This is a genomic window from Thermostichus sp. MS-CIW-38, assembly GCF_054058415.1.
This window is the reverse complement of the sequence record NZ_JBSSAH010000048.1, coordinates 1-21,344: the sequence shown is the minus strand read 5'-3', so window position 1 is coordinate 21,344 and position 21,344 is coordinate 1. Positions and strand designations below refer to the sequence as shown.

Annotated in this window: 15 protein-coding genes, 1 tRNA gene and 1 CRISPR repeat array; of the genes, 6 read left to right on the top strand and 10 right to left on the bottom strand. The window is 57.3% G+C overall.

All coding sequences use genetic code 11. The features are described 5' to 3' along the window. The coding region (locus ACVWXZ_RS12815) for a hypothetical protein (protein WP_457404159.1) at positions 1-363 on the bottom strand (363 nt) is incomplete at its 3' end. Between ACVWXZ_RS12815 and ACVWXZ_RS12810 the strand changes: the two genes are divergently transcribed. After that, positions 362-1,414 (top strand): CsgG/HfaB family protein, encoded by a 1,053-nt coding sequence (locus tag ACVWXZ_RS12810; RefSeq protein ID WP_011432168.1) that lies wholly within the window; start codon positions 362-364, stop codon positions 1,412-1,414. The two genes, ACVWXZ_RS12815 and ACVWXZ_RS12810, sit on opposite strands and share 2 nt — an antisense overlap. Positions 1,415-1,433: 19 nt before the next feature. Here the strand turns inward: ACVWXZ_RS12810 and pruA are convergent, their stop codons facing one another. Next, positions 1,434-4,388 carry an L-glutamate gamma-semialdehyde dehydrogenase gene (gene pruA / locus ACVWXZ_RS12805; RefSeq protein WP_457444986.1) on the bottom strand — a complete coding sequence of 985 codons (2,955 nt, stop codon included), beginning with the start codon at positions 4,386-4,388 and terminating at the stop codon, positions 1,434-1,436. 145 nt (positions 4,389-4,533) lie between these two features. Between pruA and ACVWXZ_RS12800 the strand changes: the two genes are divergently transcribed. Further along, positions 4,534-5,193 (top strand): SDR family oxidoreductase, encoded by a 660-nt coding sequence (locus tag ACVWXZ_RS12800; protein ID WP_457444984.1) that lies wholly within the window; start codon positions 4,534-4,536, stop codon positions 5,191-5,193. Between the two features lie 177 nt (positions 5,194-5,370). On the opposite strand, the gene ACVWXZ_RS12795 is transcribed toward ACVWXZ_RS12800, so the two are convergent. The 4 genes from ACVWXZ_RS12795 to tgt form a co-directional block, all read right to left on the bottom strand. After that, entirely contained in the window at positions 5,371-5,667 is a 297-nt protein-coding gene (locus ACVWXZ_RS12795; protein ID WP_414413829.1) for a hypothetical protein, read from the bottom strand. A gap of 6 nt (positions 5,668-5,673) precedes the next feature. Further along, the gene (locus tag ACVWXZ_RS12790; protein ID WP_457482598.1) at positions 5,674-6,939 is read right to left on the bottom strand and encodes a hypothetical protein; all 1,266 of its coding nucleotides are present in this window, start codon (positions 6,937-6,939) and stop codon (positions 5,674-5,676) included. A gap of 86 nt (positions 6,940-7,025) precedes the next feature. Further along, positions 7,026-7,637, bottom strand: coding sequence for a hypothetical protein (locus ACVWXZ_RS12785; RefSeq protein ID WP_457482597.1), 612 nt, complete (start codon positions 7,635-7,637; stop codon positions 7,026-7,028). A 110-nt stretch (positions 7,638-7,747) separates the two neighbouring features. Continuing rightward, positions 7,748-8,845, bottom strand: a complete 1,098-nt coding sequence (tgt, locus tag ACVWXZ_RS12780; RefSeq protein ID WP_457394513.1) for a tRNA guanosine(34) transglycosylase Tgt — start codon at positions 8,843-8,845, stop codon at positions 7,748-7,750. Between the two features lie 124 nt (positions 8,846-8,969). Here tgt and ACVWXZ_RS12775 point away from each other — a divergent pair. Then, a tRNA-Leu gene (locus ACVWXZ_RS12775) sits at positions 8,970-9,052 on the top strand. A 134-nt stretch (positions 9,053-9,186) separates the two neighbouring features. On the opposite strand, the gene ACVWXZ_RS12770 is transcribed toward ACVWXZ_RS12775, so the two are convergent. Beyond that, entirely contained in the window at positions 9,187-9,564 is a 378-nt protein-coding gene (locus ACVWXZ_RS12770; RefSeq protein WP_457482596.1) for a hypothetical protein, read from the bottom strand. Between the two features lie 468 nt (positions 9,565-10,032). Here ACVWXZ_RS12770 and ACVWXZ_RS12765 point away from each other — a divergent pair, with 468 nt between their 5' ends. Next, a complete protein-coding gene (locus tag ACVWXZ_RS12765) occupies positions 10,033-14,571 on the top strand; it encodes a GAF domain-containing protein (RefSeq protein WP_457482595.1) in 4,539 nt (1,512 codons plus the stop codon). A gap of 182 nt (positions 14,572-14,753) precedes the next feature. Here ACVWXZ_RS12765 and ACVWXZ_RS12760 read toward each other — a convergent pair whose 3' ends face one another. Beyond that, a complete protein-coding gene (locus ACVWXZ_RS12760) occupies positions 14,754-14,897 on the bottom strand; it encodes a chlorophyll a/b-binding protein (protein ID WP_041436191.1) in 144 nt (47 codons plus the stop codon). A gap of 89 nt (positions 14,898-14,986) precedes the next feature. Further along, a complete protein-coding gene (locus ACVWXZ_RS12755; RefSeq protein WP_148202683.1) occupies positions 14,987-16,051 on the bottom strand; it encodes a polyamine ABC transporter substrate-binding protein in 1,065 nt (354 codons plus the stop codon). A gap of 355 nt (positions 16,052-16,406) precedes the next feature. Further along, positions 16,407-19,104: direct repeats of the CRISPR family, unit length 36 nt; unit sequence GTTCCCCCTTCGGGGGGATCCCTAGAAATTGGAAAC. A gap of 79 nt (positions 19,105-19,183) precedes the next feature. On the opposite strand from ACVWXZ_RS12755, the gene ACVWXZ_RS12750 reads away from it, so the two are divergent. Both ACVWXZ_RS12750 and ACVWXZ_RS12745 read left to right on the top strand, forming a co-directional pair. Continuing rightward, on the top strand, positions 19,184-19,708 hold the full coding sequence (locus ACVWXZ_RS12750; protein ID WP_414343795.1) for a GNAT family N-acetyltransferase: 525 nt from the start codon (positions 19,184-19,186) through the stop codon (positions 19,706-19,708). A gap of 3 nt (positions 19,709-19,711) precedes the next feature. After that, on the top strand, positions 19,712-20,416 hold the full coding sequence (locus tag ACVWXZ_RS12745) for an esterase/lipase family protein (protein WP_011432154.1): 705 nt from the start codon (positions 19,712-19,714) through the stop codon (positions 20,414-20,416). Positions 20,417-20,425: 9 nt separating this feature from the next. Here the strand turns inward: ACVWXZ_RS12745 and psb29 are convergent, their stop codons facing one another. Next, a complete protein-coding gene (gene psb29 / locus ACVWXZ_RS12740) occupies positions 20,426-21,145 on the bottom strand; it encodes a photosystem II biogenesis protein Psp29 (RefSeq protein WP_041436186.1) in 720 nt (239 codons plus the stop codon). Positions 21,146-21,344 lie beyond the last annotated feature (199 nt).

Sequence of the window (21,344 nt, the reverse complement as noted above, 5' to 3'; positions counted from 1 at the left end):
GTGGATCGAACTGCACGGGCGGTCGGAAGCAGGAACCCGCCGAGACGACTGCGCAAGGAGCCATCCATGCGTAGCGTGGTAGGAATCTCCGGCCTTCAGGCCGGGGAGGATGTCAATTGCAGAGAGCGAGTACCTTTGCTCAACAGGGTTGAGATTTGTCAACTCTTCTATACAAACCTTCTCAATCCCTTTTTTCAACAACCTTGTAGTCGGTAGAGTGTAGGGCATCTTCTGGGAACAGGCGACGTCAGGATCCTTAGCCCTTAGCTGCCAGGTGATACCGGTCACCGCCCTGAAGCTCTTTTGGGTGCAAGCTGAGAGTAACTGTGGCCACTTCCCAGATCTAGGAGATCGTTTAACCATGCGCAACCTCTCTTCCGTTTTGCTGTTCGGGATCCCTTTGGTAAGCCTAGGCTGGACAGGGATCCCGGTGGTGGCCCAATCCGCCAATCCAGCCCTCTGCCAGCAATTTCCCCAAGACATTCGCTGCACCCTCTCTGCCCCCAGACAGGTGGGACAAGCGCCGCAACCCACATCCCGTCCTCGGATTGCAGTCTTGGACTTTGATTTCAGCAGCCTCAGCAATCCCTACAGCTTCCGCGAGGCTTCTCGGGGGGTGAGCGACCTGTTGGTGGATCGGCTGGTGAGAGATGGCACCTTTTCCGTCATCGAGCGCTCGCGGCTGGACGCGATCTTGGCCGAGCAGAACCTGGGTCTATCCGGTCGACTGGATGCCAACACCGCTGCTCAGGTAGGCCGGATCCTAGGGGTCGATGCGGTGATCCTCGGCAGTGTGACCCAGTTTGATGTGTCTGTGCGCCGTTCTGGGGGTGGGGCACCGGTCTTAACTCCCTTCGGCAGCTTCCCGCTGGCGGTGGGCGCTGAGTCAGTGGATGCCGATGCCAACGTGCAGCTGAATGCCCGCTTGGTGAGCACCAGTACTGCCGAGATCTTGGCCGTGGTCGAGGGCAAAGGCAACGCCAGCCAGTCGGATAGCACGGTCACGGTTGCCGGCTTTGGCGGGGGATCCGCCACCAGCAACGAAGAGAAGCTGTTGGTATTGGCAAGCCAACAAGCGGTGGAGCAAATTGCCCAGCAGTTGGCCGGTTTTGCCGGGCGCTTGGCAGCTCAGCCTCGCTCTCTGCCAACGGTTGACGCCTTGGTGGCGGATGTCTACGGCAACCAGGTGATCCTGAACAAGGGCAGCCGCGATGGCTATCGGGTGGGATTGATTCTTTCTGTGGAGCGCGTCGTCCGCGAGGTGAAGGATCCGGCCACGGGGACAGTCTTGCGCAAATTGACTGAGCCAGCCGGACAGGTCCAACTGACGGAGGTGGATGACAGCTCCAGTGTGGGACGCATTCTCAGCGGGGCAGGCTTCAAGGTTGGGGATGTGGCCAAGCCTGTCCAATGAGCTTTCCCAAGCCCTATCCTCAGGATCCCTCGATGGGAGCAAAGCCCTGCCGTTGCGTGTTTTCGGTTACGGTGCGCGGCTCTAAAAATTGCAGCAGGTAGTCGGGGCCGCCGGCTTTGGATCCCACGCCGGAGAGCTTGAAGCCGCCGAAGGGCTGCCGCTCCACCAACGCCCCGGTGATCTCGCGGTTGATGTAGAGGTTGCCGACGGCAAAGTCCTGGCGAGCCTGTTGAATGTGGGAAGGGGTGCGGCTGTAGAGACCGCCGGTGAGGGCGTAGGGGGTGGCATTGGCCATCTGCAGAGCAGAAGAAAAGTCCGGCGCTGAGATCACCGCCAAAACCGGGCCAAACAGCTCCCGCTGCGCCAGCTCTGACTGGGGATCCACCTGGCTGAACACAGTGGGGCCGACGAAGTAGCCTTTTTCCGGCACGGGCAGGCTGAGGTCGAGGCGGGCATCAGCCTTAGCCGATTGAATGGCCTGTTGCAGGCGAGCTTGGGCCTCTGCATCGATGACCGGGCCAACTTGGGTGCTGGGGTGGGCTGGATCCCCCACATTTAAAGAGCGCACCGCCTCGATGAGCCGCCCCAAGAACAGGTCGTGAATGGACTGCAAAACGATCGCCCGCGAGCAGGCGGAGCATTTCTGGCCGCTGTAGCCAAAGGCGGAGTTGACCACCCCTTTGACCGCCTGATCCAGGTCGGCGCTTTCGTCGATGAGGATGGCGTTTTTGCCCCCCATCTCGGCAATGACCCGTTTGATGTGGTGCTGGCCCGGCTGCAGTTGCGCGGCTTGGGCGAGGATCTGGCAACCCACCGCCTGGGATCCGGTGAAGGCAATCAGGTGCACCCGCCAGTCTTGAACCAACAGGGGGCCGATGGCTTCGCCCACCCCCGGCAGGAATTGAAAGACACCCTCCGGGATCCCGGCTTCCTCCAGCGCCTTGAGGATAAAGCCCGCCAGCTTGGCCGCGATCAGCGAGGATTGTTCTGCCGGTTTGAGGAGCACGCAGTTTCCGGCCACCAAAGCCGCCGCTGTCATGCCACAGGGGATGGAGAGGGGGAAGTTCCAGGGGGCGATCACCACCGCCACACCGCGGGGCTGGTAGTGGTAATGGTTGGTTTCGCCGGGCAGGTTGCACTCCCGTCCCCGATCCAGGGCCTCCATCTGTTGGGCGTAGTAGCGGCAAAAATCGATGGCCTCAGAAATTTCCCCATCGGCCTGGGCGATGGGCTTGCCCACCTCCAGCACCATCCAGGCAGCCAGCTCCGCCCGCTGGGCTTCGATTTGCTCCGCCACCCGCCGCAGGATCCCGGCCCTCACAGCCACAGGGGTGCGTCTCCAGATGGGAAAGCTGGCCTGGGCCGCTGCCAAGGCTTGCTCCACCTGTTCCGGCTCGGTCAACCCAATTTCCGCCACCACCTGTTCAGGATCCGCAGGGTTGAGGGAGAGCATGGCTTGTCGGGTGGGGCGATATTCTCCGGCAATCCAGGGCTGAACCCTCTGACCCAGTTGAGGCCGGATCTCGTCCAATGCCTGAAAAAAGGGATCCCGCTGCTGGGGCTGGCTGAAATCCGTATCGGGAGCGGCGGCAAACGAGAGAGAAGGAGCCTGGAAAACGGATCCCTCGTCCAAGACCGGCGGGGCCAACAGCTGCTCGGGGTTGTAGCCCTGAACGCTTTGCCGCAGGAAAGAGGTGTTGGCGGTGTTTTCCAGCAAACGCCGGATCAGGTAGGCCATACCCGGCAGCAGCTCCCCGTAGGGGCAGTACACCCGCACCCGCTGTCCCTTCTGCACCAAGGCCTTGGCCAGGGGATCGGCCATGCCATAGAGCACCTGCAGTTCAAAAGCAGACTGGGGCACCTCCAGGGCTTGGGCAATGGCGATGGCTTTGGCCTGAGAGCGCACATTGTGGCTGGCGATGGCGGCGTGGAGATGGGTGTGGTGCTCCAACAAAAGCTGGGTCATGCGCTCGAAGTTGGCGTCGGTAGCAGACTTGCTGTTGTAAACCGGCTGTGGCCAGTGCTTTTGCGCCGCCAGGATGGTCTCTTGATCCCAGTAGGCCCCCTTGACCAAGCGCACCGTCACCGGGGATCCCCGCTCTTTGGCCCAGGCGATCAGGTTTTGCAGATCGGTGTAGCTATCCCGCAGGTAGGCCTGCAGCGTCAGGCCAACGTCGGTGCGGCTTTTGAACTCCGGCTCCAGCAGCAGCTCCTGCAAAATGGCCAGGGTGAGGGATTTGTAGCGGTACTGCTCCATGTCGAAATGGATCCCGACTCCCAGAGCTTCTGCCCGGCGCAACAGGATGCGAATCCGTTCCCCCACTTTGGCTTTGGCCCCCAGGGGATCGATGGGATCGAACTGGGAATAGAAGGCTGTCAGCTTCACCGACACTTGCGGCACAGGCTGCGGTTGTGGCCAGGTTTTGACCATCTTTGCCAAATGCTCCATCACCTGCAGATAGCGATCCAGATAGGATTGGGCTTCCGCTTCGGTGATGACGGCTTCCCCCAGCAAATCCAGCGTGAAAGCCATACCCTGCCGGTGCAGAGCTTCCAGAGTTTTGCTGACTTGCTGTAGAGTTTCTCCGGCAATGTATCGACGGGCCAAGGCTTCCACGGCAGCGGTGAGGGTGGTGGCAGCCAACTGCCCTGGCAGGGAGTCGGGGTCTGCAAAGTTGAGCAGGCTTTTCAGCATTCCCGGCAATTCCACCGCCGGATCTGAAAGATACTCCTGCAAATGGCGGGCCACCTCAGCCTTGCTTTTCAAGCTGGGCAAGACATCAATCAAGCGGAACAACTGGGTGCGCAGGTGGGGGTTCTCCATCGCCCAGGCCAGCAGCTTGTCCTCCCAGCGCAGTTGATCCCGCCACTGGGCCAGCAGGGATCTCTTCTCTCCCCAAAGAGAAGCCAACAGAGATTGGGCGAGAGCTTGGGTTTGAGCCTCGTAGGCGGTAGGAGCACCTTGGGCAACCATCTAATAACTGGGGTGTGAGATCCCTACCATCCTGTCATGGAAAAGAGGGAACCTGAGGCCGATTTTGGGAAGATAATGGCAGATGGGGCCACCGCAAATCCTCAAACAGCTACACCGGGTATAAACAGCTTTGCAGGAGAAACTTATGCAGGCTTTTGTTGCAGGGGCTACAGGAGAAACCGGACGCCGCATTGTCAAAGAGTTGGTGGGCCGCGACATCCCGGTACGGGCGCTGGTGCGCAGCCATGAGCTGGCCGCTCGGGTTTTGCCCCGCGAAGCGGAAGTGGTGGTGGGGGATGTGCTGGATCCGGCCACGCTGGAGACAGGCATGGAAGGATGCACGGTGGTGCTCTGTGCCACCGGGGCCAGGCCCAGTTGGGATCCCTTTCAGCCCTACCGAGTCGACTATGAAGGCACCAAGAACCTGGTCGATGTGGCCAAAGCCAAAGGGATCCAACACTTTGTTTTAATCTCTTCCCTGTGTGTTTCCCAGCTGTTCCATCCCCTCAACTTGTTTTGGCTGATCCTAGTGTGGAAAAAACGCGCAGAAGAATACCTGCAAAAAAGCGGCCTCACCTACACCATCGTTCGACCGGGGGGCCTGAAAAATCAGGATAATAACGACGGTATTGTCCTGTCCAAGGCGGATACCCTCTTTGACGGCAGCATCCCCCGCACGAAAGTAGCCCAAGTGGCCGTCGAAAGTTTATTCCAGCCCGCCGCCCAAAATCGCATCCTTGAGATCATCGCCAAGCCGGGTGTGCCCAACCAAGAATGGAGCACTCTCTTTGCTATGGCAAGGTAGGTACCGAGCTGCATGCATGCTGCATACATTATGACTATGAGCGAGTATGAACGCGGCTCCCAGTTCCTCAGCAGGCTCGAACTTGGTGGGCGCATGGCACTCCTGGAAAGTCGATCCTGCATTGGTCGATAGTCTGCCGCAAAATGTCGGTGCCAAGCTAAACTTCTCGTTTTGCCCTTAACTTCCCTCTGTCTGGGAACCAGAAGACTTGGCCAACTGCTGCAAACGATTTAAGATCTGCGCCTCAGCGTTGGCATCGTGGAGTCGCAGCGTCAGGCGGGGCACCCGCAACGAAGCCGTAATCCGGCCTGAGGGCAGATCCAGCCACACCAGTTGCCCTTGAAAACAGCGACAAGCGGCTCCCCATTCCTGGGCCAGAGCCTCTACCTCCGACCAGACAAGGCAACGTGGCAGCAGCAGGTCGGTGGCCCACCCAGCCCCACACTCCCGCCGCCTGAGGACACGCACCTGCATGGATCCCTACATCCGCAAGGACTCCGTCCCGCTGACGCGAGCGGCGTAGAACTCGCACCAGGGATCCCCCTTCTCTCTGGCCTTGGTCTCCTGGCCGTGGAAGAGCCCACCCCGCTGGAAGAGGCGGTTGTAGAAGACTTGATCCAAAACCGGCTTCTGCTGGATGTTGCCGTTGTAGACCAGATTCATTATCGCCGGCACCGCCCCTTGAGCAAAATAGCAGGCGGGATCCTCTGCCCGTGGGTAGGAAGCCAAAAAGTAGTTGGCTTCGTAGTTGCCATCAATGGCCACCCGGCAAGACTCGCCGCTCACCACCTCCAAAGCCTGCCAGCGACCCCACCCCAGACTGCTGGCCACCGCATAGCCGCCGTGGATCCAGTCCGTGTCCTTCTCCAGCATCGGCCCCACCAGGGTTTCCCACTCCACCGATTCCATGATGTTGCCGAAGGTGTAGAAGACACAAACATGCCCCGACTCGCGGATGAGAGCTTCCCCCACCCCCATCAGCTCAGCCCGCACCGCCTTCAGCTCCTGTAAAAAGCGATATTGAATGCGGTTGCAGTAGTTGGCAGGCATGCGCGTTAGCAACACGTTAAACGCGCGAATTTGCCCCCGCTCATCTCCGGCCAAAGGCAAGCCCCACAGAGCTTCGTTGACCGCATCGTAGTCCACTGCTGTTGTGGGCCGGGGGAACTGGAGCGGCTGCTCGATCAACTTGCCCATCCCTGGACTAGGAGTCAACAACTGGGGCCGCGGCAGCCGAGTGGCCTGGATCACGCAGTGATCCTTGCGCGTAACGGCCATGCACTCCGTTTCTTCTGCCGTGTAGCTCCCCAGCTCGCCAAACGTGGCATCCAGAGCTGCTGCCACATAGCCCACCGCCAAGTGGTCAATCGGGCGCGTGCGGCTGACCTGCTCTCCGTACTTGCTCAGCCAACCTTCTGCATAGTGAGAATGGGTAAGCTGCACTTCCCCGCCTGAAGGTGTCACCTCAAACGCCAGCCGCCCAAATCCTAAAAAACTGAAGATCTGAGCTGCCACTGCCAGGCGCTCTTGGGTCTCCTGAATGCCAAGAGCCTTGAAAGCTCCGTACAGAAGGCTGTAGAAAATCTCCTGAGCTGCGGTGCGCAGAATTCCCACTCCATCGATCCAGTCGGGATCTTCGATGGTCTGCTGCAGGAAGAGGTTGTAGTGATGGCAGTGGAAGATAACCGGCTCTCCAAACAGGGAGATCAGCTTGCGGTTGCGGTCGAGATGTAGATGCTCAAGCATAGGCAAGTGAACTCAGATAAACAATAGGGGATCCCACAAGCGCAGCAACTGCCCTCAGACAAACCTCGCCAGCTATTCTCGACTACTCAGACCGGCATGGCAATAGGCAGGCGCTCTCGGCCCAAGAGATCTGCCACTGCTTTGTAGAGAATGCGCAGCTCCTGACGGCTCAGGGCGCCCTTTTCGAGACGGTTGCGGTCTAGGCCCGTTTTCAAAGACAGGCGCAGAGCCACAAAGTTGGGATCCGGAGCGTAGCGCTTGGCATAGTCCATCAGAGCCTGAGCCAAAGACATGGTGCTGTCCTGCACAGGGGGCAGTAGCGGCTTTCCGTCAATCAGAATGGCTTTGATGCGCTCTGAAATGGCTCTGAGGTCGGTGATGGAACGGGTCAGGAGTAACACAAAGTAGGGGCTTTTGGGAAACGCTTTGATGACAACCCGCAACGCCGAAGTGCCGGCCAAAAGGTAGTCCGCCTCTTGGTCAGAGCTGACAAGCTGGCATAGACGACTGTTGGCTTGGACTAGGTCGCCGGCGTAGGTGCCCAAACGTTCTAGGGCTTGCTCCTCTTGGGAATCGCTGACGTAGGTTACTTTGGCTACTGTAGCACCATCAGTGGCCCGCCCTATCAAAACAGCAATCAAGCCCGGAAGGCCGGCGATGTGCTGTTCAATCACGCTGCTGAGGGTTCGGATAGCCATGATCTGACTCCTTCCTGCGGCTACATGGGATAGCTTAAATGCACGTACTATCCCATGTATTTATTCTACCAAAATGGATCAGATGCTTCCAGACAAATCTCCCGGCCGGCTTAGCTCCAGGGATCCCAGTGCTCATGAAATTGGCCTTCCAAGATGGCCTGACGCATCTTCTGGGTGTAGCGCATCAGCTCCGTGATGTTGTGGATAGAAAGCAGGGTATAGCCCAGGATCTCCTGGGCGCGGATGAGGTGGCACAAGTAGGCGCGGCTGAAGTGGCGGCAGGTGTAGCAGGGACAGTCGGGATCGATGGGATCCAGGCTGCGGCGGTGCTCGGCATTTTTGATGTTCCAGCGTTTGCCCCGGCTGATCACCGTGCCATGGCGGGCATAGCGGGTGGGGATCACGCAGTCAAACAAATCCACTCCGGCGGCCACGGCGGCCCGCATCTCTGCATAGGTGCCCACCCCCATGAGATAACGGGGGCGATCTGCCGGCAGTAGAGGGGCTGTTTGCCGCACAACGGCGTGCATAAACTCGACCGGCTCCCCCACACTCACCCCGCCAATGGCATAGCCCGGCAGATCCAGCCGACAGACCTCTTCCACCGCCCGCCGGCGCAGCTCAGGGTAAACTCCCCCCTGCACAATGCCAAACAAAGCCTGATCTGAGCGACGATGGGCTTTCACGCACCGTTTCAGCCACTGGGTGGTTCGCCGCACCGCTGCTTCCACTTCCTCAGGGCTGGCAGGGTAGGGCGGGCACTCGTCGAAGGCCATGATCACATCGGCACCCAAGGCATTTTGAATCTGGATGGATAGCTCTGGGGTGAAGTGAATGATGCGGCCATCGAGAGGAGAGCGGAACGTCACTCCCTCCTCGTTGATTTGGCGAATGGCGCTGAGGCTGAAGACCTGGAAGCCCCCTGAGTCGGTAAGGATGGGGCCCGACCAGCCCATAAAGCGGTGCAGCCCCCCTGCTGCTTGAATGATGTCCTCGCCGGGCTGTAGGTGCAGGTGATAGGTGTTGCTGAGAATAATATGGGCGCCCGTTTCCTTGAGCTGGGCGGGGGTGAGGGTTTTCACGTTGGCCAAAGTTCCCACCGGCATAAAGCAAGGGGTTGGGATCCCACCGTGGGGGGTGACGAAGTATCCCGCCCGCGCTTGGGTATGGGGGCAGGTGCCCTCGCAGGTGAAGGTAAAGTCGGCCAAGGTCAGCGTTATCGGCTTTAATCTTGTGCGCAGCAGAGCTTAGCACAGATAGAGCCGCCGGCAAGGGATCCCTTTTGCCAGCCTTGACAGGGATCCCCTGCTTTGGGCACACTTGTAGATCGCCGCGGAACTGGCGGAATGGTAGACGCGCTAGATTCAGGTTCTAGTGGCAGCAATGCCATCGGGGTTCAAGTCCCCGGTTCCGCACTCTCTTTCCTTCAACACTTAGGTTAAGCTATGCCGACATGCCCTGTCGGCCAAGGATAAGTATTGGGGGTGTAGCTCCACGGCCAAATTAGACTCCCTGCTCGCCGTGATGCTTCATCTCTTTCAAGTTGCCCTTAGAGGGTCAATTCGCTCTCAATTTGACTGAGTTTAATGCGGGCAAGAGCTAAGTTCCCTTTTTCTCGGTCTAAGGCTAGGTAGAAAAATAGGCCGTTTATGTTTTTAAGCATACGCATTAGATGGTACTGAGTTTCCAGGATGATTAAAATCTCTTCAATTCTGTCGGTGAACTTAAGTGACTCCGCGACTCGCATCTTAGCGCGAATCACTTCTGTGTTTCCGGCGATTGCCAGCTCCAAGTTAGCTTCTGGGAAGGCGGGGCTGTTGGTGCCCTTATATCCCAAGCACATCCCAGTTTTCCAATCCCCCAGCGCTACCCCCAGTGCTCCATCGATGCTCAGAGCTTTTATCAAACTGTCTTGGAGTTTTTGCATGACTGAGAGTATTCCCCCTTTACAAAGCTCGTCTCTCTTTTGAATAGTAAGCCTTCCGTTGAGAAATTTCAACTCGAAGCTTGCTTAAAAATGTTAGGATTTGATTATTTATAGGATGAGTGAAACCAAATGCATCAGAGGAAGCTTATTGAGCTTTCTCATCTTTGACATCAGTATAAATACTGAAACTGGGATCCGGTAAGTCTTTTTCCCTTCTGCCCGCGGCGGCTCTGGACGGGCCACGGCTCAGGCCCTTATTTTGGCTCGTTTGCAGGAGCTAGAGTAGCTGACGCAGGCGTGGTGAAAATCTAGCGAACTGAACCAACGGGAAGCAAGCTTGGGGATTGGATCCCTGTAGCTTCCGGTGGAGAGGCTTGGAAGTTATGCTGGGGTTACCTCTTTTACCTTGAGACTATCGACCTCCGAGATCGGTGGATCGGAACCCTTCCTCTCCGCTTAGTTTGACCTATGCCTAAGGCCCCCCTCCCTCCCAACGAAGAGCAGCGGCTGGCTGCCCTGCGGCAGTATCAGATTCTCGATACGGCACCTGAAACTGCCTTTGACGAGATCGTCCGCCTTGCCGCCCACATCTGCGGCACGCCCATTGCTCTGGTCAGCCTTATCGACGAACACCGCCAGTGGTTTAAAGCCAAATTCGGCGTCGATGTGCAGGAGACCCCACGGGATGTGGCCTTCTGCGCCCACGCCATCTTGTCGCCTAAAGAGCCGCTGGTGGTGCCCGATGCCACTCAGGATCCCCGCTTTGCCGATAACCCGTTTGTCGCTCAAGAGCCCCACATTCGCTTTTACGCTGGCATTCCCTTGGTAACTCCAGAAGGGCAGGCCCTGGGCACGCTTTGCGTTGTCGATTATCAGCCTCGGCACCTGACCCCAGAACAACTGGAGCAATTACAAGCCCTGGCCCATCAGGTGGTGGCCCAACTGGAGCTGCGCCGTACTTTGAGGGAACTGGCTCAGACGCCTCTGCTGCCTAAGTCGGGGGATACTAAACCTGCCCGTAAAAACCGCTTTCTCCTCAAGGTGACGGCCGGTTTTGGCCTGGCTGCCTTGCTTTTGGGCGGGATCACCTACTCAGCTCAGCGGAATGCCTCTCAACTGCCGCAGCTTACAGAACGAGTGGCCCACACTCTAAAAGTGATCCAAAACTTGGAAGGATTGCTGGCGGAAACCCGCGCCGCCGAAGCCGGTCAATATGGTTATCTTCTGACCAATAATCCTCGCTATCTCAGTGAGTACCAAGCCAGCCTTGAAGCCACCTCCACCCATCTGCGCTTGTTGAAAGAGCTCACTGCTGACAACCCCCTGCAGCAAGAGCGCCTGAAGCGCCTAGAGCTGCTGCTGGAGCAAGAGGGGCTACCTGCCGTTCAGGAAGCTCTAGAAAGCAGCGAAGGGCCAAGGTTGGTGGAGCAAATTGTCGAGTTGATTCGGGTGCTGCAGCAGGAGGAGAATCGCCTTCTGGAGCAACGCAATCAGGAACTGCAGTTTGCCTGGGTTAGAACCAATCTCATTGCTTTTGGCGGGCTCATTTTTACTTACCTGGTTTTGGCCTCGGTTTACTTCCTCATCCGCCGGGAGACTGCCGAGCGAGAAGAGGCAGAACGATCCCTCAAGCAAGAGCGAGATTTTACCAACGCGGTTATCGATACGGCAGGGGCGCTGGTGGTGGTCATGGATCCAGAAGGGCGTATCCTGCGCTTCAACCGCGCTGCCGAGCAGCTTTCTGGCTACTCGCTGGCAGAAGTTAAGAACCGGCTGCTGTGGGATTTGGGTTTGATCCCGCCGGAAGATGTGCCTGGTGTGAAGCAAGCTTTTGAACAGCTCAAGGGCAACTATTCCCTCTTTTTGAATCGCCATGAGAATTTTTGGCGCACCAAGCAAGGGGCACTGCGGCTGATTGACTGGACCAATACCGCCTTAATCGGTGCCAACGGTGAGGCAGAGTTTCTCATGAGCACTGGCATCGACATCACCGACCGTGGGCTGGCGGAGCTAGCCCTAAAAGAAAGTGAAGAGCGCTACCGGGATCTCTTTGAAAATGCCACTGACCTCATCCAAAGCGTGGATGCCGAAGGGCACTTTTTATATGTCAACCGCGCTTGGAAAGAGACCTTGGGCTATGACGAAGCTCAAGTTTATCAAATGACCCTCTTCGACATTCTCCATCCCGACTGCCGGGAGCACTGCCAGGCTCTTTTCCAGAAGCTTCTAGCAGGGGAGAAACTGGAGAGGGTAGAGACAGCTTTCCTCACGGCCAGCGGTGAAACCGTTTGGGTGGAGGGCAATGTCAACTGCCGCTTTGAAGATGGAGTGATGGTGGCTACGCGAGGCATCTTCCGCAACATTACTGAGCAGAAGAAAGCGGCAGAGGAATTGGAGCGGCAAAACCGCCGGGCTCAGTTGCTAGCCAATCTCAGCTTGAAGATCCGCGAATCTTTGGATATCGCCGAGATCCTAGAGACGACGGTAACAGAAATCCAAGCCCTGCTCAAAGCGGACCGAGTCTTGGTCTACCGCTTCCAGCCGGATGGTTCTGGGATCATCTCCAAAGAGAAAACTCAGCCGGGGATCCCCTCCTTGCTGGGAGAGGTGATCGAGGATCCCTGTTTTCAGGAAAAGTACGCCCAGCTCTACAGCCAGGGCCGCGTTCGCGTTGTTAGCGATGTGGAAAGTGAAGGACTGGAGCCTTGTTACCTAGAGCTGCTGCAAAAAGTGCAGGTCAGGGCCAACTTGGTGGTGCCGCTGTTTTTGGAGCAGCAGTTGTGGGGGTTGTTGCTGGCCCACCAGTGCTCTGGCCCGCGTCAGTGGCAGCCGTTTGAGATGGAGCTGCTGTCGCAGTTGGCCAACCAAATTGGCATTGCCCTCACCCAGGCAGCCCTTTTGGAGCGGGAGAGAAAGCGCGGCCTGGAGCTGGAGCAGGCCCGCAAAGCAGCTGAGCAGGCTGCCCAGGCCAAGAGCAGCTTCTTGGCCACCATGAGCCACGAGATCCGCACCCCCATGAACGCGGTACTGGGGATGACGGGCCTGCTGCTGGAGACCCCCCTCAATGCAGAACAGCGAGACTTTGTAGAGACCATCCGCATCAGTGGCGATGCGCTGCTCACCCTCATCAACGACATCCTGGACTTCTCCAAATTGGAGGCCGGGGAAATGGAGCTGGAGATCCTGGATTTCGATCTCCGCTCGTGTCTGGAAGAGGTGGCGGATCTGTTTGCCCCCACTGCCCACGCCAAGGGATTGGAGCTGGCGGTGCTCATGCCACCGGAAGTGCCGCGCTACCTGCGGGGAGATGCCTCGCGACTACGGCAAATCCTCAACAATTTGGTAAGCAACGCCATTAAGTTCACCCACCGAGGAGAGGTGGTGATCCAAGCAGAGGTGCTGCAAGAAACCGCTACCCATGCTCACCTCAAGCTCTCGGTGAGAGATACCGGAATCGGGATCCCGGCGGCGGCGCAGAGCAAGCTGTTTCAACCGTTTAGCCAGGTGGATGCCTCTACTACCCGCAAATACGGAGGTACGGGACTGGGCTTGGCCATCTGCAAACAACTGACAGAACTGATGGGGGGAACCATCTCGTTGCAAAGCCAGGAGGGACAGGGCAGCACCTTCAGCGTTGAGCTGACTCTGGAGCGGCAGCCCTACGTCCAGCAGCTTGCCCAGCCTTCTGCTCGCATCCCGGTGGATCTGCAGGGCAAGCGACTGTTGGTGGTGGACGACAACGCCACCAATCGCAAGATCCTGCGCTGTCAGGCCGCGGCTTGGGGAATGGTGGTGGAAGAGGCCGAAAATGCCTATCAGGCTATGGACAAACTGCGCCAAGCCGTTCGGGAAGGCAGACCCTTCCCCCTGGCCGTTTTGGATATGCAAATGCCAGAGGTGGATGGGGAGACCTTGGGCCGCTGGATCAAGGCAGATCCGCAACTGGCCGAGACGCAACTGGTGATGATGACCTCCCTGGGACTGGGGGAGCACTCCCGCCGCGCTGCCGAAATCGGCTTTGCTGCCTACTTGGTTAAGCCGGTAAAACAAAGCCGTCTGCAGGAGGCGTTGGCCATGGCCCTGGGGAAATCTTCTGGCCTCTCCACCTCTCTTTTGGGCATTGGCCCCCCTCTCTCTCAGACGACGCCTATGGCCGACCGACCCCAGCAGTCCCTGCGCATTTTGCTGGCAGAGGATAACCCCGTCAACCAAAAGGTGGCTTTGCGCCAGCTCGAGAGTTTGGGCTACAAGGCCGATGTGGTGGCCAATGGTCAGGAGGTGTTGGATCTCCTGCAGAAGGTCAGATATGACCTTATTCTCATGGATTGCCAAATGCCGGTGATGGACGGCTACGAGGCCACCCGCCGCCTACGCCAACAGGAACGGAGATCCGGCCACCGCACAGTGGTGATTGCCATCACGGCCAACGCCATGCAGGAGGATAGGGAGCGCTGCCTGCAGGCAGGTATGGACGACTATCTCAGCAAGCCGGTGCTGAAGGAAGATTTGCAAAGGTTGCTCAACCACTGGAGCCAGGTGATTGCCCAGTCTGCAGCAGGATCCTCCAATGGATCCGCTTCTAAAGCAGCTTCTCCAAGCTCCCCCGGTAGGGACAGGGATCCCTCTTCTCCCACCTTGCCCTATCCCATCGACTCTGCCTACCTGGATCAGGTTTCCGGCGGGGATCGCGGGTTTCAGCGGGAGCTGCTGCAGGTGTTCATCCAAGATTGTGAAGACCAGCTGCCGCAATTGCGCCAAGCTATTGCCGGTTGCAATGCAGAAGGAATGCGGCGGATCGCCCATCGCCTCAAAGGAGCCAGCTCCAACGTGGGAGCTAATGCTTTTTGCCAAGTGGTCCGCGAGCTGGAACACTTAGGAGTGGCGCTGGCCCAGCAGGGATCCCAAGGTGGTCATGACCTAGAATGGGCACGGGCTCTCCAGGCCCCAGAAGACCTAGAACGCATCTTGGCTGATATCCGCCAGTACTTGCGAGATCTGGAAGGATAGATTCCAAAGGCTCGGCGCCGCTTCCGCGGCCACCCCCTCTCCCAGAGAGAGGGGAGTTAGGAAGCAATGCAGCAGAAATTTTCATGCCTGTTGCATTCGGAAGCGATGCAAAAGCCTGGCCGCAGCCAGGCCTGTAAAGATCTACAGCAAAGATCTACAGTAGTGTCTTGGGTCTACTGGGATTACATCAGGCCGATTTGAGAGAGGATCCCTTGGCCGGTCAGCAACTCGGTCGCAACGCCAATCACAAAGCCCAACATTGCCAAACGGCCATTCCATTTTTCGGCGAAGGTGGTAAAGCCAAACTTAGCTTCTTGGTTTTCCATGGTTCTAGCTCCATCAACGGGTGACATCTTTAATGTGGCTCAGATATTAAAAAGTGTCAAGTTTTATGTCGAGAGCTAACAAGGGATCCCTAGCTGCTTTTCACGGTTGTCCAGAGGGCGTCGATGAGGCGCAGCTCTTCCCCTGACAGCACTTTAAGGTAGGTGAGTTTGGCAAGGGCCTCTTCGTCAGGGTAGATGGCCGGGTTTTGCCGATCTTCTGGGTTGATCATGGGCAGAGCTGCAGCGTTGGGGGTGGCGAAGCGGTTGTGGTTGCTCAGTTGAGCGCCGACTTCAGCATCCAGGATGAAATTGATGAAGCGATTGGCCAGCTCGGGGTTGGGGGCCTGGGCGGGAATGGCCATTACATCCAGCCAAATGTGGGCACCCTCGCGGGGGACAAAATAGCCGATGTTGGGGTTTTCTTCGGCAGCTTGCAGGGCATCGCCGCTGTAGACGATGGCTACATTGGCCGTTCCAGAAACCAGTTGGTTTTTGCCCCCCACGCCCCCAATTAGGCCGGCACTGCGGCGCTTGGTGTCGATCAAAAGCTGCTGGATCTGCTGCAGTTCGGAGCGAACGGTGGTGTTCATATCGAAGCCCAGGTAAACGGCAGCAGCGCCGATCATGGAGCGCATCTCGTCGATCATCACAAAGGGGCCATACTGCTGCTGCGGGTCGAAAATCAATCCCCAAGAGCGTTCAAAGTTTTCGGGCAGGCGGTCTTTGCGGTAGCCAATGCCGGTGGTGCCCCACTGATAGGCGGCGGTGTAGGTGTTTTCTGGATCAAAGGGCAGGCCGACAAATTTTTCGCCCAGGTTGCTTAGGTTGGGGATCAATTCTTTGTTGAGAGGCTGCAGCAGTCCCAGCTCCAACATGTTGGGCACAATGTAGTCGGTGGGAACAACAATGTCGTACTGGCTGGTGCCTCCCCCCCGCAGTTTGGCCACCATGTCTTCGTTGGATTCGTACACGCTGACCAGCACGCGGCTATTGGTGGCTTTTTCAAAGGCGGTGAGGATGTCGGGATCGATGTATTCTGACCAGATGTAGAGATTGAGGGTCTGCCTCTGGGCAGAGGTAACGTGGGGCCAAAACAGAACCAGGACAAGCACACAGCAGAGTAGGGTTGTAGCCGAGGCAATCCACTTTTTCATGAGATTTCTCCGACTGTGAAAAGTTGAAAACATCGTATCTGCTTTCATCCCCCAGCCGGCTACACCCGCAGCTAGGGGGCACGCCTTGGGCAATCGCCAAGCCCCGCAAACTCCGGTTGAGGCTCGGGTACTCACCCTTGTTTCCAAGACAACACCCAAACGGTATCAACGCCTCCGCGAGCGATCCGCCAAAAGCCGCAAAGGCCGATTCTTTCGTCGGATCCCTCGATGCCTTGCGCCACAAGGCTTTCCAGCCCCAAAACCCCCTCGCCGCAGCTCTTTTTGCCGACTTTTTTCCGGATCCCTCGCAAATGGGTCTTGCATTCCTTGCCCTGCTTGGGTTTAATAGGGGTGGGTTCCCCCTTCGGGGGGATCCCTAGAAATTGGAAACATATACATAGTGTCCTCCCTTATCGGTTGGTAAAGAAGTTCCCCCTTCGGGGGGATCCCTAGAAATTGGAAACCAATCGTCAAACCCTCTGGAATATCGGCGTCATCCGAGAGTTCCCCCTTCGGGGGGATCCCTAGAAATTGGAAACATCAACCACCCATAAACAGAGTGGTATTTGACCAGCAGTTCCCCCTTCGGGGGGATCCCTAGAAATTGGAAACACCTAGTGAAGTTAGTAAGTCAATAGCATCGTTATTGTTCCCCCTTCGGGGGGATCCCTAGAAATTGGAAACCGATGCGGAATCGCAACAAGGTAACGACCATCGGTTCCAGAAAGTTCCCCCTTCGGGGGGATCCCTAGAAATTGGAAACAGCATCCAGTTGATTTGTTCCTGAGTAAACAGTTCGGAATGTTCCCCCTTCGGGGGGATCCCTAGAAATTGGAAACCTTATCCAGCGTACGGATAGACCAGTCCATGTGGTGTTCCCCCTTCGGGGGGATCCCTAGAAATTGGAAACAATTTCTTCACGGAAAAATGGGAAAAACTCACTGTAGTTCCCCCTTCGGGGGGATCCCTAGAAATTGGAAACCGGAGGGGGCGAGCGCCCCGTTGGGAAGGATTACTCAAGTTCCCCCTTCGGGGGGATCCCTAGAAATTGGAAACTCCCACCTCACGGTGGTAAACGTTACGCAATCAAAGTTGAAGTTCCCCCTTCGGGGGGATCCCTAGAAATTGGAAACCTGCATAGTAACGTTCGGGACAACCGTTGCGAATAGTCGTTCCCCCTTCGGGGGGATCCCTAGAAATTGGAAACACGGGCGGAACCTCTGCTGCCCGCACCAGCTCACCCCCGTTCCCCCTTCGGGGGGATCCCTAGAAATTGGAAATTCGGAACCAAACTTATGGATGTAGTCGCCGGCGCCCAGTTCCCCCTTCGGGGGGATCCCTAGAAATTGGAAACATTTGATAGGCATAACGCCGAATCAACATATTAGCCTCGTTCCCCCTTCGGGGGGATCCCTAGAAATTGGAAACTGTGGGATACTGTAGAGTGTACATTTACGCAGGTAGGTTTCCTTGGTTCCCCCTTCGGGGGGATCCCTAGAAATTGGAAACACCGGTACTGGTGCCAGTCGGCGCTCAGTTTCCTTCTGTTCCCCCTTCGGGGGGATCCCTAGAAATTGGAAACATATCTGGATATTGCTTTGCTATTGCTAGCTCCAAGTTGTTCCCCCTTCGGGGGGATCCCTAGAAATTGGAAACATGAAGGCTGTGGCCATTCGTCTTCAGTTATCTCCTGTTCCCCCTTCGGGGGGATCCCTAGAAATTGGAAACACCATAAATGGCCGTGAGTACTACTGGTGTTTCCAGGTTCCCCCTTCGGGGGGATCCCTAGAAATTGGAAACCCCAGTCACCGATGGTCGTATAGTCTGCGTTTAACGTTCCCCCTTCGGGGGGATCCCTAGAAATTGGAAACGGGAATAACAGTAACCTGCCTAAAAATAAAAAGGCTGTTCCCCCTTCGGGGGGATCCCTAGAAATTGGAAACTCCTGGGTGCTGGTGGGGGGAGGAACTAGATCAGGCAGTTCCCCCTTCGGGGGGATCCCTAGAAATTGGAAACTGCTCACATACGTGGGTAAGCCGGATCCCCAGGGGTTGGCGTTCCCCCTTCGGGGGGATCCCTAGAAATTGGAAACATGAATCTCCCCATCCTGAAAGATGTACCAAGTCCCAGTTCCCCCTTCGGGGGGATCCCTAGAAATTGGAAACGCTATCGACTTAATTAGTATTGCTCCAGTATCTCAACTTTTGTTCCCCCTTCGGGGGGATCCCTAGAAATTGGAAACTTCTGGTGCGCCGAACACGGCTTGGTAGCAGTTTTCTGGTTCCCCCTTCGGGGGGATCCCTAGAAATTGGAAACATTATTGTGGAGTAGTTTACTGGAGGCTTACATGAACGGTTCCCCCTTCGGGGGGATCCCTAGAAATTGGAAACATGTGAAACACCTGCCCTTGTGTGTGCAGTTTAGCTAGTGTTCCCCCTTCGGGGGGATCCCTAGAAATTGGAAACATGACGGCGGCAAGGTGTACACCAATGGCCATCCTAGAGTTCCCCCTTCGGGGGGATCCCTAGAAATTGGAAACGAAGGGACCCAAGATCCGATCTTGGTGAGCCACCGTTCCCCCTTCGGGGGGATCCCTAGAAATTGGAAACACTAAATACTCTAGGCTGTCGAGGAACTTCTTGTCATTGGAGTTCCCCCTTCGGGGGGATCCCTAGAAATTGGAAACCCACTCCCTCGGCTGTAGGGATCCGGATGGTGTAGGTCAGTTCCCCCTTCGGGGGGATCCCTAGAAATTGGAAACTTTCTAGATGTTTTTGCATTCTTAGTTTTATCTGTAGAAGTTCCCCCTTCGGGGGGATCCCTAGAAATTGGAAACATGAGCACAGTCTCGTCCTCTAGAAACAACACGTGTTCCCCCTTCGGGGGGATCCCTAGAAATTGGAAACAATGTCGTACTCGGGGTCGTATGCCTCCCCGAGCCAAGTTCCCCCTTCGGGGGGATCCCTAGAAATTGGAAACGTGCCGGTTCTGGAAGCGCGCTTGCTCATGGTGGCCGTGTTCCCCCTTCGGGGGGATCCCTAGAAATTGGAAACAATTCCGCCACCGATCCTGGCTATACTGAGGACACGCTCACCCAAAGTAGGGGTGAGCTTTCACTCGGCAGCGATTCACATGAGTTTTTGGAAGGGCCTGTTCGGGTCAGCAGGAGCTGCTACAACCAAAGAGCCGGCGCAAACAGCTAGGGCCGACCGTCGCCAGGAAACGGTGGTGGTACGAGGGGAGACAATCCTCTTCAGCTTGGATCCCAACTTGGATCTGTACGAGCTAGAGGAGCTCTGCGATGCGGTGGGGTGGTCGCGTCGCCCCATTCACAAGGTGAGAAAAGCCCTGCAGCACAGCTTTTTGGTGGTGTCGATGTGGCAGCAGCGGGGCAGCTACCGTCGCCTCATCGGCTTTGCCCGGGCAACGTCCGACCACGCTTTCAATGCCACCATTTGGGATGTGGTGGTTCATCCCGATTTCCAGGGTAGGGGTCTGGGCAAGCGGCTGATGGAAAAGGTGATCCACGAGCTGCGCGCCCGAGACATCAGCAACATCACCCTTTTTGCCGATCAGGGAGTGGTCAGCTTTTACGAACGGCTGGGCTTCACCGCCGACCCTGAGGGGATCAAAGGCATGTTCTGGTATCCCCGCTAGCGTATGGCCCCTGTGGTGATTTTGCCCGGTTATCTGGCGGGTGCGTCGGAGTATGAGCCCCTGCGCCAAGAGCTGGAAGCCCGCGGCTATGCGGCACGGGTGGTGCCGTTGCAGGTGCGCAGTTGGTTTCCCACGCTGGGGGGAAGGCCTGTCACTCCCATCCTGTGGGCCCTTCGAGAGACCATCCAAAAGACCTGCGCTGAGTTTGGGGTTGACCGAGTTAACCTGGTGGCCCACTCCGCCGGCGGCTGGATTGCCCGCATCTACCTGGGATCCGTGCCCTATGGGGGACAGGTGTGGCAGGGGCGGGAGCAGGTCGCTGCGCTGATTAGCTTGGGATCCCCCCACACCAGCCGGGAGCGCTGGACGAAGCGCAATTTGGACTTTGTCAACACCCACTATCCGGGGGCCTTTTGGCCCGAGGTCAAATATGTGTGCGTGGCGGGCAGGGTCATCCAGGGGCAGAGGTTGAGTCTGGGATCCCTGTGGCGACAGGAGCATTATCTGGCTTGGCTGGCCTACAACAGCTATTGGCTCACGGCTGGACAGGGGGAATTGTGGGGCGATGGCATTACCCCCATCGAGGCTGCCCACCTGCAGGGGGCTGTTAACCTCACTCTGCCCAACTGCTACCATTCCGGTCGGGGTGGACGGCGCTGGTATGGATCCCCCGAGGTGGTGGAAACTTGGGCTCAGTATCTGGCTTAGGGCCGGGGTTTAGCTGCCAGGCTTGCTTGGGTCGCCGAGGGAAGTCTCGGGCAAAGAGGCGGCCGATTGGCGGCGTTCCTGCTGACGCCGGGCGGCTTTTACCATCTCCTCGACCACAGCCCGCGCCTGCTTCATGCGATCCAAACTGCTGCGATAGAGCTCCAGATCTTTTCTCACCCGCTCTGTTGAAAAGGGCAGCTTGCTCACCACATTCTCCAAAAAGCGGCGGGTGCGTTCTTCTGGTTCTTCGTAAAGGGACTTGGCCACAACTTCATAGGCTGTGTAAAGGCCAACAGCTAAGACCCGGCTGTAGGCGTAGGGCGGCTGAGTCATGCGCTCCAAAATGGCTTTCAACCCACCCACATCTTCCGCCTCTGGCTTGAGACAGAGGAGATCAAGTCTTTGACGGGGATCCCCGCTTCCCATCAACTCCAGCAGATCGCGGGCATTCTTGCGCAACACCTCCGGCTTGAGGTGCAGAGCCTTACAGAGGGCGTTGAAAATGGCTTCTCGCTGCTCAGGGGGGTGATAGGCTTCCATCAGCCCGTCGTAGAGGGTGACCAGCCCCAAGGCAAAAAACGGATCGTAGACGAAGGTGCTGTTGACGGTGGTCAGGTGCAGCTCCACCAACAACTCCTCCACCACCCGGCGATAGACGGCGTTGATCGGGCGAGGGTAGGCGCTGAAAAAGGCCGCTTTGGTGGCGGAGAGGGTGCGAACAGGATTCACAGGCAGACAAAAATGAGCTTGAGGATGGCTTCTCTGTTTTTTTATTTTCACCTGTGCTGACCCTGAGGGCAAGCTGTGTTGACATCCTCCCCGGCCTGAAGGCTGGAGATTCCTACCACGCTGCGCATGGATGGCTCCTTGCGCAGTCGTCTCGGCGGGTTCCTGCTTCCGACCGCCCGTGCAGTTCGATCCACAGGCC